Origin of the sequence: Sporosarcina sp. P29 (genome assembly GCF_002743265.1) — a bacterium.
In the GTDB taxonomy this organism is placed as follows: Bacteria; Bacillota; Bacilli; order Bacillales_A; family Planococcaceae; genus Sporosarcina.
The window spans coordinates 1-14,156 of sequence record NZ_PDYX01000006.1 but is presented as its reverse complement, the minus strand read 5'-3'; the positions used below and the strand labels follow the sequence as shown (position 1 = coordinate 14,156).

General features: G+C 43.1%; 15 protein-coding genes. 5 read left to right on the top strand and 10 right to left on the bottom strand.

The window, feature by feature from the left end; genetic code table 11:
- Positions 1-51: 51 nt before the first annotated feature.
- Together parC and parE are read right to left on the bottom strand one after the other, a co-directional pair.
- Positions 52-2,478 carry a DNA topoisomerase IV subunit A gene (gene parC / locus CSV68_RS06995; RefSeq protein ID WP_099661761.1) on the bottom strand — a complete coding sequence of 809 codons (2,427 nt, stop codon included), beginning with the start codon at positions 2,476-2,478 and terminating at the stop codon, positions 52-54.
- A complete protein-coding gene (gene parE / locus CSV68_RS06990; RefSeq protein WP_233192878.1) occupies positions 2,475-4,490 on the bottom strand; it encodes a DNA topoisomerase IV subunit B in 2,016 nt (671 codons plus the stop codon). Before parE ends, parC begins: the two co-directional genes overlap by 4 nt.
- A gap of 231 nt (positions 4,491-4,721) precedes the next feature.
- Between parE and plsY the strand changes: the two genes are divergently transcribed.
- On the top strand, positions 4,722-5,324 hold the full coding sequence (plsY, locus tag CSV68_RS06985; RefSeq protein WP_099633458.1) for a glycerol-3-phosphate 1-O-acyltransferase PlsY: 603 nt from the start codon (positions 4,722-4,724) through the stop codon (positions 5,322-5,324).
- Positions 5,325-5,353: 29 nt separating this feature from the next.
- Complete coding sequence (locus tag CSV68_RS06980) at positions 5,354-5,647, top strand: HesB/YadR/YfhF family protein (protein WP_099633459.1); 294 nt, start codon at positions 5,354-5,356, stop codon at positions 5,645-5,647.
- A gap of 27 nt (positions 5,648-5,674) precedes the next feature.
- On the opposite strand, the gene CSV68_RS06975 is transcribed toward CSV68_RS06980, so the two are convergent.
- The 3 genes from CSV68_RS06975 to acnA form a co-directional block, all read right to left on the bottom strand.
- Entirely contained in the window at positions 5,675-5,992 is a 318-nt protein-coding gene (locus CSV68_RS06975) for a hypothetical protein (RefSeq protein ID WP_099633460.1), read from the bottom strand.
- A complete protein-coding gene (locus tag CSV68_RS06970; protein ID WP_099661759.1) occupies positions 5,992-6,417 on the bottom strand; it encodes an acyl-CoA thioesterase in 426 nt (141 codons plus the stop codon). The genes CSV68_RS06975 and CSV68_RS06970 overlap by 1 nt, the downstream gene beginning before the upstream one ends.
- A 328-nt stretch (positions 6,418-6,745) precedes the next feature.
- Positions 6,746-9,460 (bottom strand): aconitate hydratase AcnA, encoded by a 2,715-nt coding sequence (acnA, locus tag CSV68_RS06965; RefSeq protein ID WP_099633462.1) that lies wholly within the window; start codon positions 9,458-9,460, stop codon positions 6,746-6,748.
- Between the two features lie 376 nt (positions 9,461-9,836).
- Between acnA and CSV68_RS06960 the strand changes: the two genes are divergently transcribed.
- The gene (locus CSV68_RS06960; RefSeq protein ID WP_099661758.1) at positions 9,837-10,385 is read left to right on the top strand and encodes a cysteine hydrolase family protein; all 549 of its coding nucleotides are present in this window, start codon (positions 9,837-9,839) and stop codon (positions 10,383-10,385) included.
- A 132-nt stretch (positions 10,386-10,517) separates the two neighbouring features.
- Entirely contained in the window at positions 10,518-10,772 is a 255-nt protein-coding gene (locus CSV68_RS06955) for a GlsB/YeaQ/YmgE family stress response membrane protein (protein WP_029053795.1), read from the top strand.
- Positions 10,773-11,100: 328 nt separating this feature from the next.
- Here the strand turns inward: CSV68_RS06955 and CSV68_RS06950 are convergent, their stop codons facing one another.
- From CSV68_RS06950 to CSV68_RS06930, 5 genes are all read right to left on the bottom strand, one after another.
- Complete coding sequence (locus CSV68_RS06950; protein WP_099633464.1) at positions 11,101-11,784, bottom strand: lytic transglycosylase domain-containing protein; 684 nt, start codon at positions 11,782-11,784, stop codon at positions 11,101-11,103.
- Between the two features lie 20 nt (positions 11,785-11,804).
- A complete protein-coding gene (locus CSV68_RS06945; RefSeq protein WP_099633465.1) occupies positions 11,805-12,395 on the bottom strand; it encodes an SCO family protein in 591 nt (196 codons plus the stop codon).
- Between the two features lie 120 nt (positions 12,396-12,515).
- Positions 12,516-12,644, bottom strand: coding sequence for a YvrJ family protein (locus CSV68_RS06940; protein WP_081657891.1), 129 nt, complete (start codon positions 12,642-12,644; stop codon positions 12,516-12,518).
- Between the two features lie 75 nt (positions 12,645-12,719).
- Positions 12,720-12,938 carry a DUF2922 domain-containing protein gene (locus tag CSV68_RS06935; RefSeq protein ID WP_099661757.1) on the bottom strand — a complete coding sequence of 73 codons (219 nt, stop codon included), beginning with the start codon at positions 12,936-12,938 and terminating at the stop codon, positions 12,720-12,722.
- A 23-nt stretch (positions 12,939-12,961) separates the two neighbouring features.
- A complete protein-coding gene (locus CSV68_RS06930; protein WP_099633467.1) occupies positions 12,962-13,183 on the bottom strand; it encodes a DUF1659 domain-containing protein in 222 nt (73 codons plus the stop codon).
- 133 nt (positions 13,184-13,316) lie between these two features.
- Here CSV68_RS06930 and CSV68_RS06925 point away from each other — a divergent pair, with 133 nt between their 5' ends.
- Complete coding sequence (locus tag CSV68_RS06925; protein ID WP_085133516.1) at positions 13,317-13,727, top strand: DUF2621 domain-containing protein; 411 nt, start codon at positions 13,317-13,319, stop codon at positions 13,725-13,727.
- The last annotated feature ends 429 nt before the right edge of the window (positions 13,728-14,156 follow it).

The window sequence follows — 14,156 nt, the reverse complement described above, 5'->3', positions numbered from 1 at the left end:
TGCCCAGCCAGTCATATATAACGACCGGCGGGACAGCTCATGCATACACACTTATTTACGTTCTTTTTTCACTGTAGAAACTTGGACAACTTTGCCTTCCTTCGCCTCATCTACAACGGCACTTCCCGTTGTCTGACGCGTCGTGTTCTTCAACGACATCGGATCGATCTCTACCTTGTGATTGCGTGTCGTCAGCAAGACCATTTCTTCATCGTCTTTCACTGTCTTCATCGCAATGACGCGATGTGGATTAGATTTCAATTCCTTCACCACTGTCACGCCTCTAAGCGCTCTAGAACTTACTTCGAACTCAGAAATATTCATGCGCTTCACCGATCCGCGCTGTGTTGCAACAAAGATATTTCTCGTTTTCGATGTAATCACTTCAAACGCCACTAGCTCGTCTTCAGCTTTCAAATTGATTCCTTTGACGCCGCCTGTACGGATACCCGTAATCGCGAGTTCGGACAGTGCAAATCGTAAGGAATAGGCTTGTTTACTAATCAATAATACGTCTTCTTCACCCGTTATAACCCGTGCACCAACTAGTCGATCGTCTTTTTTGACGTTCATTGCTTTAAATGAACGGTTATACCGTTGCACTTGGAAGTCGGTCAGTTTCGATATTTTTACATTCCCATTGGATGAAGCAGTTAAAATGCTACTGTTTTCATCGAATTTCTCAAGTGCGATCACGTCTACTAGCTCTTCGCCTGGCTCGAGTCCGCAAATGCTGGATAAATGCTGCCCTAAATCACGCCAGCGTATCTCTGGCAGCTCGTGGACCGGTTGGTAGATGTAATTACCGAGGGAGGTGAACAACAGCAAGTGATGCTGTGTATTCATGGCAGATTCGATTAGATTATAATCGTATTCCTTCATTTCTTGGCCTTTTCCACCCGACGCGGAGTAAGAACGCATGCTTGTACGTTTGACATAGCCGCCTTTTGTGACGGATACCATGACTTCTTCGCTAGGAATTAATATATCCAGATCTACTTTCAGTTCTTCTATTTTCTCTTCAATTACAGAACGACGTGGTTCCGCGAATTGCTTGCGGATCTCTTTGATTTCCTTTACCAAAACAGATATCAATTTAGCTTCGCTTGCAAGGATCGCTTCTAGCTCTGTGATCAGGCTACGTAGTTCTTGTTCCTCGTGTTTTAATTCCGTAATATCCGTATTCGTCAATCGATAAAGTTGCAATGAAACAATGGCTTCTGCTTGAACTTCCGTAAATTCATACGCATTGACCAAGTTCAACTTCGCATCTTTTTTATCTTTTGACGCGCGAATGGTCTTAATGACTTCATCGAGAATCGATAAAGCTTTCATTAAGCCGTCTACGATATGTAATCGTTCTTTAGCTTTACGGATATCGAAGTTGGAACGTCGTGTAATGACATCTTTTTGATGATCAATATACGCGTCAAGAAGCATTGGAAGAGACATCAACATCGGACGTCTACCTGCTATAGCAATCATATTGAAGTTGTACGTGATCTGTAGATCGGTATGCTTCAATAAATATTGCATGATCGCTGTGCCGTCCATTTCTTTCTTCAACTCGACTACGATACGCATGCCTGTACGGTCGGATTCGTCACGAATTTCCGCAATACCATCCAATCGACGGTCATGGCGCAGTTCATCCATCTTCTTGACCAAATTGGCTTTATTGACGTCATACGGGATTTCCGTAATGACAATTTGAGATTTACCGGCTTTTAACTGCTCGATTTCCCATAATGCGCGGATTATGAAACGCCCTTTTCCTGTCTTATAGGCTGTGCGGATTCCGTCTGTTCCTTGGATAATCGCGCCTGTCGGGAAGTCTGGTCCCGGAATAACCGTCATCAGCTCATCTACGCTGACATCCGGCTTCTTTAAGCGCATCAACACCGCATCGATGACTTCATGCAGTGCGTGTGGCGGAATATCGGTCGCATAACCAGCAGAAATACCAGTCGTTCCGTTCACTAGCAAATTCGGAAAACGTCCCGGTAAAACAGTTGGTTCTAGTTCCGTATCATCAAAGTTAAAAGCAAAATCGACTGTTTCTTTACGAATATCGCGCAACATTTCACTCGCAATAGCAGAAAGTCGAGCTTCGGTATAACGCATGGCAGCCGCAGAGTCTCCGTCGACCGAACCGTTATTCCCTTGCATATCTACCATTTCATGACGCAACTTCCATGACTGACTCATCCGGACCATCGCGTCATAAACGGATGTATCACCGTGTGGGTGATAGTTACCGATTACGTTACCGACCGTTTTTGCGGATTTACGGAACGCTTTTTCATGTGTATTGCCCTCATGGAACATCGCGTACAAAATACGACGTTGCACCGGCTTTAATCCGTCCCGTGCATCTGGAATCGCACGGTCCTGGATAATGTATTTACTATAACGCCCAAAACGGTCACCAATTACTTCTTCCAAGGGCAGATCTTGAAACGTTTCTGACTGTGTCATTCCGTATCCCCCTCAACATGTATATATGCATTGTCTAAAATATTATGTTCTTCAATCAAGCCGAAATCGACGTTCTCTTCAATCCATTTACGACGTGGTTCGACTTTATCACCCATCAACGTGGTCACGCGACGCTCGGATTTCGCTCCATCTTCAATCGTTACACGAATCAACGTCCGTGTCGATGGATCCATCGTCGTTTCCCATAATTGATCGGCGTTCATCTCACCAAGACCTTTATAGCGTTGAAGCATATAGCCTTTTCCGACTTTTTCGATAGCACCTTCAAGATCATCATCTGTCCACGCATAGGCAAGCTTTTCACTTTTACCTGTGCCTTTAAACACTTTGAATAAAGGCGGCAGTGCGATATACACTTTACCCGCTTCAATTAACGGCTTCATATAACGATAGAAGAACGTCAATAGCAACACTTGAATGTGTGCGCCATCGGTATCGGCATCGGTCATAATGATAACTTTGTCGTACGCAGCATCTTCAATTTGGAAATCCGCACCGACTCCACCACCGACTGCATGGATGATTGTGTTGATTTCTTCGTTTTTCATGATGTCTTCAAGTTTCGCTTTTTCTGTATTGATGACTTTACCACGCAGCGGCAAAATCGCTTGGAACGTACGATCGCGACCTTGTTTTGCTGAACCGCCAGCTGAGTCACCTTCCACGAGATATAATTCATTTTTGGCTGCGTTACGTGATTGCGCCGGAGATAATTTCCCGGATAACAATGTATCGGATTTCTTGCGTTTCTTGCCTGAACGCGCATCTTCACGTGCTTTTCGTGCAGCTTCACGTGCTTGATGCGCACGGATCGCTTTACGGACAAGATTTGCGCTCAGTTCCGCATTTTCTTCAAGGAAATACAGCATTTTTTGCGATATGACGGCATCTGTCACCGTTCGTGCTTCGCTAGTACCGAGTTTCCCTTTCGTTTGACCTTCAAATTGCAAGATTTCTTCCGGTATACGAACCGAAACAATCGCTGCAATCCCCTCGCGAATATCTGAGCCATCGAGATTCTTATCTTTTTCCTTCAATAAGCCTGCTTTACGTGCGTATTCATTCACCACACGAGTCATTGCAGCTTTCGCACCGGTTTCATGCGTTCCGCCGTCTTTCGTGCGGACGTTGTTAACGAATGAAAGAATGGTTTCGGCATAGCCATCGCTGAACTGGAACGCAAACTCGACTTCAATGCCGTCGACTTCACCTTCGAGGTACGCTACTTCATGCAACACTTCTTTTTCTTCATTCAAATAGGCAACAAACGCTTCAATACCCGATTCGTAATGGAAGATATCTTGTTTATCCGTACTTTCTTCTTTTAGCGTAATCTTTAAACCTTTCAATAGAAAAGCGGACTCACGCAATCTTTCTGCCAGTGTGTCATATTGATATTTAATCGTAGAGAAGATCGTCGTATCCGGTTTGAAATGAATCGTCGTGCCGGTTTCTTTCGTTTTACCGATTTCTTCAAGCGTGGTAGCCGGTTTGCCACCATGTTCAAAGCGCTGGAGAAATTTCTTTCCTTCACGATAGATGGTCACTTCTAGCCACTCGGATAAAGCATTGACAACAGATGCCCCTACGCCGTGCAAGCCACCACTCGTTTTATAGCCGCCTTGTCCGAACTTTCCGCCTGCGTGCAAGACTGTCATAATGACTTCAGCAGTCGGTTTCCCTGACTCATGCTTCCCTGTCGGCATACCGCGTCCATAGTCTCGTACGCTGATGCTGCCGTCTTTATGGATCGTGACATCAATTTCATTACCGAAGCCGGCTAGCGCCTCATCCACCGAGTTATCCACTATTTCGTAGACTAAGTGGTGTAGACCTCTCGTATCGGTCGAACCGATATACATTCCTGGTCTTTTTCGTACCGCTTCTAAGCCTTCTAAAATTTGAATGGAACTATCATCATACGTATTTTGTATTTTCTGTTTCGTCAAAATGAAACCCCCGTCAAACAAATGTTCTGTTATTTTAATCATACATCTTCTGATAAACCTTGTCAAATCAACGTTTTGTTTCAGCTCAACCTATTGTATAGAAGAAATGTACGGAATGCAACGAGCAAACCATGACAACGCTCCGAACGATTTATACGGAATTTCGTTTTTTCGTCTGTTCTTCATCTTCCCCTAGAAATCTATTATTGTCCAGAACTTATGCATCTGCTACACTAATAATAAAATAGTTTATCATGCATAAAGGGGTTCACTATGGAAAATTACGTTATCATTCTGGCAGCTTATTTGCTCGGCTCTATCCCTTCCGCACTCTGGATCGGCAAGCTTTTTTATGGAACGGATGTTAGACAGCATGGCAGTGGAAACATGGGTGCAACGAATACATTTCGAGTACTCGGAAAGAAAGCTGGCATTGTCGTCACACTGCTAGACATCTTCAAAGGAACAGCAGCTGTTCTTTTACCGCTATTGCCGTTCTTTCATGATACAGCGATTCATCCGTTAATTCTTGGAGTCGTCGCAGTACTCGGACACATTTTCCCTATTTTTGCAGGTCTTAGAGGTGGAAAAGCCGTTGCGACTTCTGGCGGTGTATTACTTGGCTATAATTGGCCCATTTTTTTATTGGTCGTCATTACGTTTTTAATTGCGTTAAAACTAACGAAGATGGTATCGTTAACATCCATCATCGTGTCTGTCATGGGACCACTATACTGTCTCATTTATTACTTTATGGGTGGCGACCTGTATTTATTTTTAGTCGTCGCACTGATGGGCTTCTTCATTTTTTATCGCCATCGTGACAATATTAGCCGAATTAAAAATGGAACCGAACCGAAAGTGAAATGGCTTTAGGGTTCTCCACTGGAAAGGATGTATACAGCATGAATATTCACCTATCCGAACAAGCAATTCAATGGTTTGAAGAAGAGATGGAAGTCGCTACAGGCGATTATGTTAAGTTTTTCGCGCGTTATGGCGGATCCAGTCCGCTACATGAAGGCTTTTCCATAGGTATTACGAAAGAAGAACCAGACGAGCTGGCAGTAGAAAACATCGTAAACGGCGTGCATTATTACGTGGAAGAACGAGATCTTTGGTTCTTTGATGGACATGACCTGCATATTGATGCGGATTCGTCAACAGAAGAATTATCCTTTGACTATCAAGTAGCATAATGACAAATAAAATGGTAAGCAAAACTCCTATAAAGAGTTCTGCTTACCATTTTTTAATCGCGTTAATTGATGTAATTGCCCTTCTTTTGTCAAAATATCTACTTGACGTTCCCCGAGTAAATCAAAATGTGGATATTCTTCGCGCGCGTGGATCCATTCCGGTTGCAAACCGTACTGACTTCCCCACTTTATCAGCTTTTTTACATCACTGCATCCTGCTTTTGTGACGGTATTTACTGTTGGAAAACGGTCATCTAGCCAATAATGTGTCAAAAACGCAATTTCCTCACGCTGCACCGCATTTTTCCACTCTTTTAATTGTTGTCGATTGATTCCGAATGCCATCAGCCTTCGCCTCGCTGAATTTCTGTGTATTTGGCGTCCCACTCTGGATGGATTTTACGCAATGATACAGGGCGGAAGTTCTCTTTTTTGACTACTACGTGCTCGGAAACAGCGGTTGCGGCAATCGATCCATCCGCATGCAGGATTTCATAGCCGTAGACGGTACGTAGCTTTCCGTGCGACTCTACCCATGTTTTGACGGTAATGGTCTCACCATATGTAATCGACGTCTTATACTTCACTGACAGCTCTGTTACAGGCGATAGGTAGCCGTCGCGCTCGAGCTGTGCATATTCGTATCCGAGGTCTTTGATCAGCGTAGTGCGGCCGATTTCCATCCAAACTAAGTAGTTCGCATGGTAGACGACGCCCATCTGATCGGTTTCTGCGTATCGTACTTCTATTTCTTTTTCACTGGTAAACATGTGATCACCTCATGCTCTAGTATAGCGAATGGGAAAGTGGATTGCTTGTGATAGACATTCTGATGGTTTCGCGGACTAGGATTGAGCGCTTAATAGTTGCCTTAGAGCACTTAAGACGACGTTATGAGCGGTTATGGCTTGAGTATGAGCGGATACGGGCTGTGATAGAGCGCTTCGCGGTGACCATAGAGCGGATACGCATGAACTATGAGCGCTTACACGAATTGAATGAGCGTCCACGCGATGGTTTTGATTATTTCCCTGCTACTTCGCTTGTAAAATGCAAAAAAGGTGCCCGGCTAAGCCGGGCACCCTCATCAATTTCTTATTACTTAGCTGCTAATTTATTACGTAGAACCATTTGAAGGATTCCGCCGTGACGGTAGTAGTCCACTTCAACTTCAGAGTCGAAACGAGCTAGTACTTCAAATTCAGTTTCCTTGCCGTCTGGAGCTTTCGCTGTAACTTTAAGGATTGAACGTGGTTTTACGCCTTCAGCGATATTTACACTGATTTCTTCTTCACCAGTTAAGCCTAGAGACTCAACGTTTTCACCATTGATGAATTGAAGTGGAAGTACACCCATCATCACTAGGTTCGAACGGTGAATACGCTCGAAGCTTTCTACGATAACTGTTTTAATGCCAAGCAAGTTTGTACCTTTTGCTGCCCAGTCACGTGAAGAGCCCATTCCGTAGTCTTTACCACCAAGGATAGCTAGACCTGTACCGTCTTCTTGATACTTCATTGCAGCATCATAGATCGGCATAACTTCTTTGTTTGGCCAGTACGTAGTGAATCCACCTTCAGTGCCAGCTGCGATTTGGTTACGAATACGAATGTTCGCAAACGTTCCGCGCATCATGACTTCGTGGTTACCACGACGTGAACCGTAAGAGTTGAAGTTACGTGGCTCTACGCCATTTTCACGCAAGTAGAGTCCAGCAGGTGTGTTCAAACCGATAGCTCCAGCAGGTGAAATATGGTCAGTCGTGATAGAATCACCGAACTTACCGATTACACGCAAGCCTTTAAGCTGCTCGATATCCGCAGGTTCTTTCGAAAGGTTTTCGAAGAACGGTGGGTTTTGAATATATGTTGAAGATTCATCGAAATCGTATAGTGAATCGTCAGTCGTTTCAATTGCGTTCCATGCTTCGTTTTCAGTGAATACGCGAGCATATTCTTTACGGAACAATTCAGGTGTAACTGTAGCGTTCAATACATCGTTGACTTCTTGTGTAGTAGGCCAGATGTCTTTGAAGAATACGTCTTTACCGTCTTTGTCCGTTCCGATTGGATCTTTTGCGAAGTCAATGTTCACTGTTCCAGCTAGTGCGTATGCTACAACTAGTGGAGGTGAAGCCAAGTAGTTCGCTTTCACGAATGGGTGTACGCGGCCTTCAAAGTTACGGTTACCTGAAAGGACAGATGTAACTAGAAGATCTTCGTCAGCAATTGTTTTTTCGATTTCTGGAAGCAATGGACCCGAGTTACCGATACATGTAGTACAACCGTAACCTACTGTGTTGAATCCGATTGTATCCAAGTAATCAGATAGACCTGATTCGTTCAAGTAGCCAGTAACGACTTTTGAACCTGGTGCCAATGATGTTTTCACGTATGCAGGAGGTGTAAGTCCTTTTTCAACAGCCTTCTTCGCAACCAATCCAGCCGCCAACATTACGTAAGGGTTAGATGTGTTTGTACAAGAAGTGATAGCTGCGATTGCAACGTCACCAGTTTTAAGATCAACTTTACGTCCGTCTTCGAACTTGATTGTGCCTTTTTTCTCAAGCTCTTTTGGAGTTAATCCAAAACCTTGTGTTCCTTCTGGAGCTACAACTGAGTCTTTGAAAGACTGTTGCATTTCAGTCAATGGAATCAAGTCTTGTGGACGTTTTGGACCTGAAAGGTTTGCAGCGATGTCGCTAAGGTTGATTTCTACAACTTTAGTGAATGTCGGCTCTTCCTTTTCAGGAGTGAAGAACATATCGTTTTCGATCAAGTATTGCTTCACTACTGCAATGTGTTCTTCGTCGCGGCCTGTTAAGCGCATATAGTTAAGTGACTCTTCGTCAACCGGGAAGAATCCACAAGTAGCACCATATTCAGGCGCCATGTTTGCGATTGTCGCACGGTCAGCAAGTGGCAATTTAGAAACGCCAGGGCCGAAGAACTCAACAAATTTACCTACAACACCTTGTGCACGAAGGATTTGAGTTACTTTAAGCGCTAAGTCAGTTGCAGTTGTTCCGTCTGGAAGATCTCCAACTAATTTCACACCAATAACTTCTGGAATTGGGAAGTATGAAGGTTGTCCAAGCATTCCTGCTTCGGCTTCGATACCACCAACACCCCATCCAAGTACGCCGATACCGTTGATCATAGTCGTGTGGGAGTCCGTTCCAACTAATGTATCTGGGTATGTTTCGAATGATCCATCTTCGTTTTCCACAGCGTGAACAACGTTTGCTAGATATTCAAGGTTTACTTGGTGAACGATACCCGTTGCTGGTGGTACTGCACGGTAGTTATCGTATGCTTTTTGTGCCCAGCTTAGGAACTGGTAACGCTCAGCATTACGTTCGAATTCTAGTTCCATGTTCAGTTGTAGAGCTTGTTGAGTACCATAGCTATCTACTTGTACTGAGTGGTCAATTACTAGATCCACTGGAATTTCAGGGTTGATTTCGTTTGGATCTCCACCTAGTTCATTCATTGCAGAACGCAATGAAGCCAAGTCCACTACAACAGGAACTCCTGTGAAGTCTTGTAGGATTACACGTGAAGGTTTGAATGGAACTTCAGCGTCTGCGTTTTGTACAGTGCCCCATTTAGCTAAATCTTCAACATGGTCGTCCTTGATTACGTATCCATCGTGTTGACGAAGTACTGATTCTAGTAATACTCTTACAGAATAAGGAAGTTTCGATACTTTTGTTAGTCCTGCTTCTTCTAAAGCTTTCAAACGGTAGTAGTTATACGTCTTGTCGTTTACTGTGAAAGACTGACGGCTATTATGCAAGTTGCTTTTTGCCATTTTTTTGTTTCCTCCCTTTATGTACTGAAAGACGAAAAGTTTACATCTTTCCTCTACTCCATCTTAGTATACCAAAGAACAATAGTAAAATACATATACATTATAGGTGTACATAAGAAAAGCTTATGACTAAACGAAATATCATTAAGAATTCTCAATTAGTCGTTTGCATTCTCAAATAGCACGACTTTTACTCGTAAAAATGCAGTTTATGTCATTTACTGTATATCTTTTTCGAAAAAATAATTATTTATTATTTTAAATATTTTATGTTTTATTATGATTTTATGCAGATTAATGAGTTCAAAGATGTCTTTACATATGTTTAGACACTAGGCCGCCACTATGAGAAAATAAAGAAAAGGAGATGTTCTATATGAAGAAAGCGTTACTCGTTGTAGATTATACAGTAGATTTTGTTGCTAAAGACGGCGCATTGACTTGTGGCGAACCAGGTATCGCGCTTGAGAAGTATATTGTCGATCAGACAGCAGATTATTTGAAACAACAACTGCCAGTATTCGTTATCAATGATCTGCATGAAAAAAATGATCCGTATCATCCTGAAAGCAAACTATTCCCACCTCATAATATTCGAGGTACGGAAGGTAGAAATCTTTATGGGACATTGCATGATCTTTATACCGAGCAGAAGCAAGAAATTATTTGGATGGATAAAACACGCTACAGTGCGTTCGCTGGAACAGACCTCGATATCCAATTGCGTGCACGCGGCATTACGGAAATCCATCTTATGGGTGTATGTACGGATATTTGCATTTTACATACTGCAGTTGACGCGTACAACCTCGGTTACACGATTGTCGTCCACGAAGGCGGCGTCGCAAGCTTCAACGCTGCAGGCCATGACTGGGCTCTCTCCCACTTCCAAAACACCTTGGGCGCGACTGTACTAGCCAAATAAGCAATCCGAAAGTTCAGCAGGTATTTTCTCCTGTCTGAACTTTTTTAACGAAAAATGTTTGAGGTATTAAAAAGATGGCAATACCAATACTAAGCGAGAGCTACATAACATATTGAAAAGGAGATGAGCAACATGAGCTTTTTATGGTTCTTAATTATCGGAGGTATCATTGGTTGGCTAGCTGGACTTATTTTAGGTAAAGATATTCCCGGCGGTATTATTGGTAACATCATTGCAGGTATTGTAGGTGCATGGATTGGTGGTGCACTATTAGGAGAATGGGGTCCACAGATCTCTAGTTTCTATTTCGTACCAGCGTTAATCGGTGCGATCGTACTTGTATTCATTGTGAGCTTGATTATGAAGAGTATGCGTAAAGCTTCATAAAATTAAACATCAAAACGTGAAGATGCCCATTCGAGGCGCTTCACGTTTTTTATTTTGTGAATAAAATTAGGCGTAACGAGAAAACGTTGCGAATTGGCTCATTGAATTGTTTAGGCGCTCATAGTTCATGCGAATCCGCTCTACGGTCGCTGCGAAGCGCTCTATACTAGTTGGCAACTGCTCTATCATGGGCCGTAACCGCTCATACTTTACGTTAAGCGCTCTTTCCCGACCTGCAACCGCTCAATCACCCGCTTTCTGAACGTCACCTTCAAACGTATAGAAACTAAAAAAACGTAGAGCCACCAAATTCGGTGGACTCTACGTTTTATTTTTTCACTTGTTTTTCTGAGGCGATGCGTTGTTCTTCGAATTCATTATAGTACCACAATACATCCTCTACATACTGATCGCTGTGATTATAAGTGAAAACTGCTTTCTGTATATCCCCATCCGCTGCACCACTATCCGACAGATAGTGCGCCGCGCTGAAGATGGCGTCTTCTATATCAAATGGATCCGCTATTCCGTCACCATTTGCATCGACACCGTAGCCGCCATATTGCTCGATGACAGCCGGATCGATCTTATCGCGTTCAGGAATTTCTCCCTTGCCTAACTCCTTACAACCAGGATAATCCCAGCCGACGAAAGTACATGGCATGAACTGCATCGGTCCTTCTGCTCCAACAGGCGAGACGTCGGTTTTCATTGTAGAGAACCTAGTCTCAATGCGGTGATGCGCTGCAAGCAACGTCCAAGGAATATTGTATTCTTTTGCTGCTTCGATATAGATTGGAATAAATTCCTGTGGGACGGCTTCTCCAGTTTTACGGTCTTGAATATGAAATAACGCTGTAGCCGTTTCTGCAATCGTGTCGTGTTTTCCGAAATTCACCCAAAGAATGGCGGAAATCGTAAAGAGTGTGACAGCAACAGGTACTAATAAAACCAAAAAAGCGACCATAACGCGTCCCGATCGACTGAGTCTCTTTTTCTTTAATTTCTTCATTGCCTCACCCCTTCTGTTGATTACTTGCCTTCTTTGATGAGTGCTTTCATGTCTTTTACGATTGTATCATATTGCACGTCTTCGTTCCCACCATATAATTTTACTACTTCGTTGTTTTGATTTACCAAGCCGAATGAAACACCATGGATGACTTGATCATCGTTAGGAATTTGTTTCACTAATTGTTTAAACGATGAAGCGGCTATTTTTTCAATCGTCTTCATATCGTATCCTGTCAGCATCTGCCATTTACTTTCATCCGGCGCGCTGAATAGGTCAAGGTATTTTGCCAATTCTTCCGGTGTATCTACATCCGGGTCTACACTGAACGACACAATATTATAATCCTCGATTTTATTGTCAATTAATTCTTCCTGCAACGTAACCATATTGCTCATCATCGGCGGACAAACTGTTGTACATTTCGTGAATACGAACTGTGCCAGCCAGACAGAGCCTTTTAGATCTTCATCGGTTACAGTTTCATTGTTTTGGTTGGTAAATTCAAATGAATCCACTTTATATTTATGGTCCGGTTTAAAACCACCACCACACGCACTCAACAACAGCACAAATATAAGTGTCAACGGTACCAAAAGCTTTTTATACATTTTTCGATTCCTCCACCTTTTAATAGTCACTTTATCATAACGAAAGTTCACAACGCATACAAGGTGAAGGCGTCCCGCATTTTGGCTAAATCTTGTCGGATTCATGAAGTTCCTATGAAGTCACCTGTTTTTGATGTCCGAGAGAACGCCATGAATCGCTTCTAACTTCACTTCCAAACGATGTAGTAGATAAAACGATACGAAAATCGGGAATCCAACATCTTGTATAAGCTGTAGCCAGTCCTCCATTGTTCACTCCCCCTCTCTCGTTTTCATTGAATAAAAAAGCCGGCTTCCAGTACAGGACTGAAAACCGGCCGCAACTTATCGACTGACGATGTTTTGTGTATCACGTGCAACGATTCGTGCGCTTTTGATCGTAGCGAGTGGAGATTCTTCGATGAGGAAGATATTGCTTGCGATCACTTGCTGCATCACGGTTTCGACTTGCCCTTCCGTAAGGTCTTCATGCGGTTCATCTACCGTTAATTTCACCGGCTTATTGGCTGCGGTTAAAAATGTTAGTTCCAATACTTTTGCCATATGCGCTCTCCTCCTGTACGGTTTTAGTTATGAAGATCTTCTGTTACGACTTTCTCGAGCTGAATTAATGGGTAGCTTGATAATGAAGCGAGTTGTGTCAAAGCAGTGTACATATTTGCCGGTGTTGCGTCATCATTGATGAATTTGTACGTTTTAATCTTACGAATGAAGTGACCTTTTTCGTTAACGCCTGCATTAAAGTGGATCTTCGCCGTAGCCTGACTGAATTCTAGTGCTGCTGCCATGTGTATCACCTCCTTTCATCCGCTATATAGACAGAAATCTCGAAAAGGATACTTTGTTAGTGAAATATTTCTCAATTGCTTTTATAATGAAGGATAGAATGGAAGAGGTGAAAAAACCGTGCCAGACCTATTTATGTGGTTTATTATATTTTGGGGTATTGTGATGATCGGCTTATTCGCTATCGGTGGATTCTTTATGTTCCGGAAGTTCCTGAAGGTATTGCCGAAAGAAGACGGAAAATCGACGCTGGATTGGGAAGAGCATTACGTCAATGAGTCATTGCATTTATGGAATGATGAGGCGAAGAGTATGCTCAACGAACTCGTTACGCCTGTGCCGGAGTTGTTCCGCGATGTGGCAAAGCAGAAGATCGGTGCCAAGATCGGTGAGATTGCGTTAGAAGACCGTGCCAAAACTATTGAATTTGATCATATTATCAAGGGCTATATTCTTGCTACACCGAAGCGCGACCATAACTTCTTGCGCAAGAAGCTGAAGCAGATGGAAATTGATATTCAGCCGTATGAGCATTTATTTACGTGAGTACGTAAAAACAGGACGTCCCTATTGATGGGGCGTCCTGTTTTTTTGTGGTTTTGAGTAATTAGTTCAAGTTCATAAGTTCAGTGAGTTAGGGGATACGTCATGGGATGGAAGCTCCAGCTGGCGGACGCTTTCCCGTGGGCGTGGCTTGAGCCGCTTCCATCCTACGTTAATAGTGTTAGCACTTAGATCGCTCACTGAAGTCAGTGTGTGAATTATTGTTGTGTTTTAACTTATTTAAATCCCTATCCCTAGCCCCCCTGCCTTCCCCCTTCATTCCATACATAAAAAAAGAGGTTCTAAATCAAATGTTGGGGTGGAGTGAATTTAAATCCACCCCTCAACCTAAATGAACGCCAATTTCTTTATACTGTATGTTTAATAAAATTTTCGCCCTAAAGTGATCGAAACGTCTAAAGCCATAGGCAT

What these genes read in the sequence shown, in the direction of transcription:
- CSV68_RS06935 (WP_099661757.1), bottom strand. Translation starts at nt 12,938, where the DNA reads ATGGCAAAAGTATTGGAACTAACATTTTTAACCGCAGCCAATAAGCCG.
- CSV68_RS06925 (WP_085133516.1), top strand. Translation starts at nt 13,317, where the DNA reads ATGTGGTTTATTATATTTTGGGGTATTGTGATGATCGGCTTATTCGCT.
- CSV68_RS06930 (WP_099633467.1), bottom strand. Translation starts at nt 13,183, where the DNA reads ATGGCAGCAGCACTAGAATTCAGTCAGGCTACGGCGAAGATCCACTTT.
- CSV68_RS06950 (WP_099633464.1), bottom strand. Translation starts at nt 11,784, where the DNA reads ATGAAGAAATTAAAGAAAAAGAGACTCAGTCGATCGGGACGCGTTATG.
- CSV68_RS06970 (WP_099661759.1), bottom strand. Translation starts at nt 6,417, where the DNA reads ATGTTTACCAGTGAAAAAGAAATAGAAGTACGATACGCAGAAACCGAT.
- CSV68_RS06940 (WP_081657891.1), bottom strand. Translation starts at nt 12,644, where the DNA reads ATGGAGGACTGGCTACAGCTTATACAAGATGTTGGATTCCCGATTTTC.
- CSV68_RS06980 (WP_099633459.1), top strand. Translation starts at nt 5,354, where the DNA reads ATGAATATTCACCTATCCGAACAAGCAATTCAATGGTTTGAAGAAGAG.
- plsY (WP_099633458.1), top strand. Translation starts at nt 4,722, where the DNA reads ATGGAAAATTACGTTATCATTCTGGCAGCTTATTTGCTCGGCTCTATC.
- CSV68_RS06955 (WP_029053795.1), top strand. Translation starts at nt 10,518, where the DNA reads ATGAGCTTTTTATGGTTCTTAATTATCGGAGGTATCATTGGTTGGCTA.
- acnA (WP_099633462.1), bottom strand. Translation starts at nt 9,460, where the DNA reads ATGGCAAAAAGCAACTTGCATAATAGCCGTCAGTCTTTCACAGTAAAC.
- CSV68_RS06960 (WP_099661758.1), top strand. Translation starts at nt 9,837, where the DNA reads ATGAAGAAAGCGTTACTCGTTGTAGATTATACAGTAGATTTTGTTGCT.
- CSV68_RS06975 (WP_099633460.1), bottom strand. Translation starts at nt 5,992, where the DNA reads ATGGCATTCGGAATCAATCGACAACAATTAAAAGAGTGGAAAAATGCG.
- parC (WP_099661761.1), bottom strand. Translation starts at nt 2,478, where the DNA reads ATGACACAGTCAGAAACGTTTCAAGATCTGCCCTTGGAAGAAGTAATT.
- parE (WP_233192878.1), bottom strand. Translation starts at nt 4,490, where the DNA reads ATGATTAAAATAACAGAACATTTGTTTGACGGGGGTTTCATTTTGACG.
- CSV68_RS06945 (WP_099633465.1), bottom strand. Translation starts at nt 12,395, where the DNA reads ATGTATAAAAAGCTTTTGGTACCGTTGACACTTATATTTGTGCTGTTG.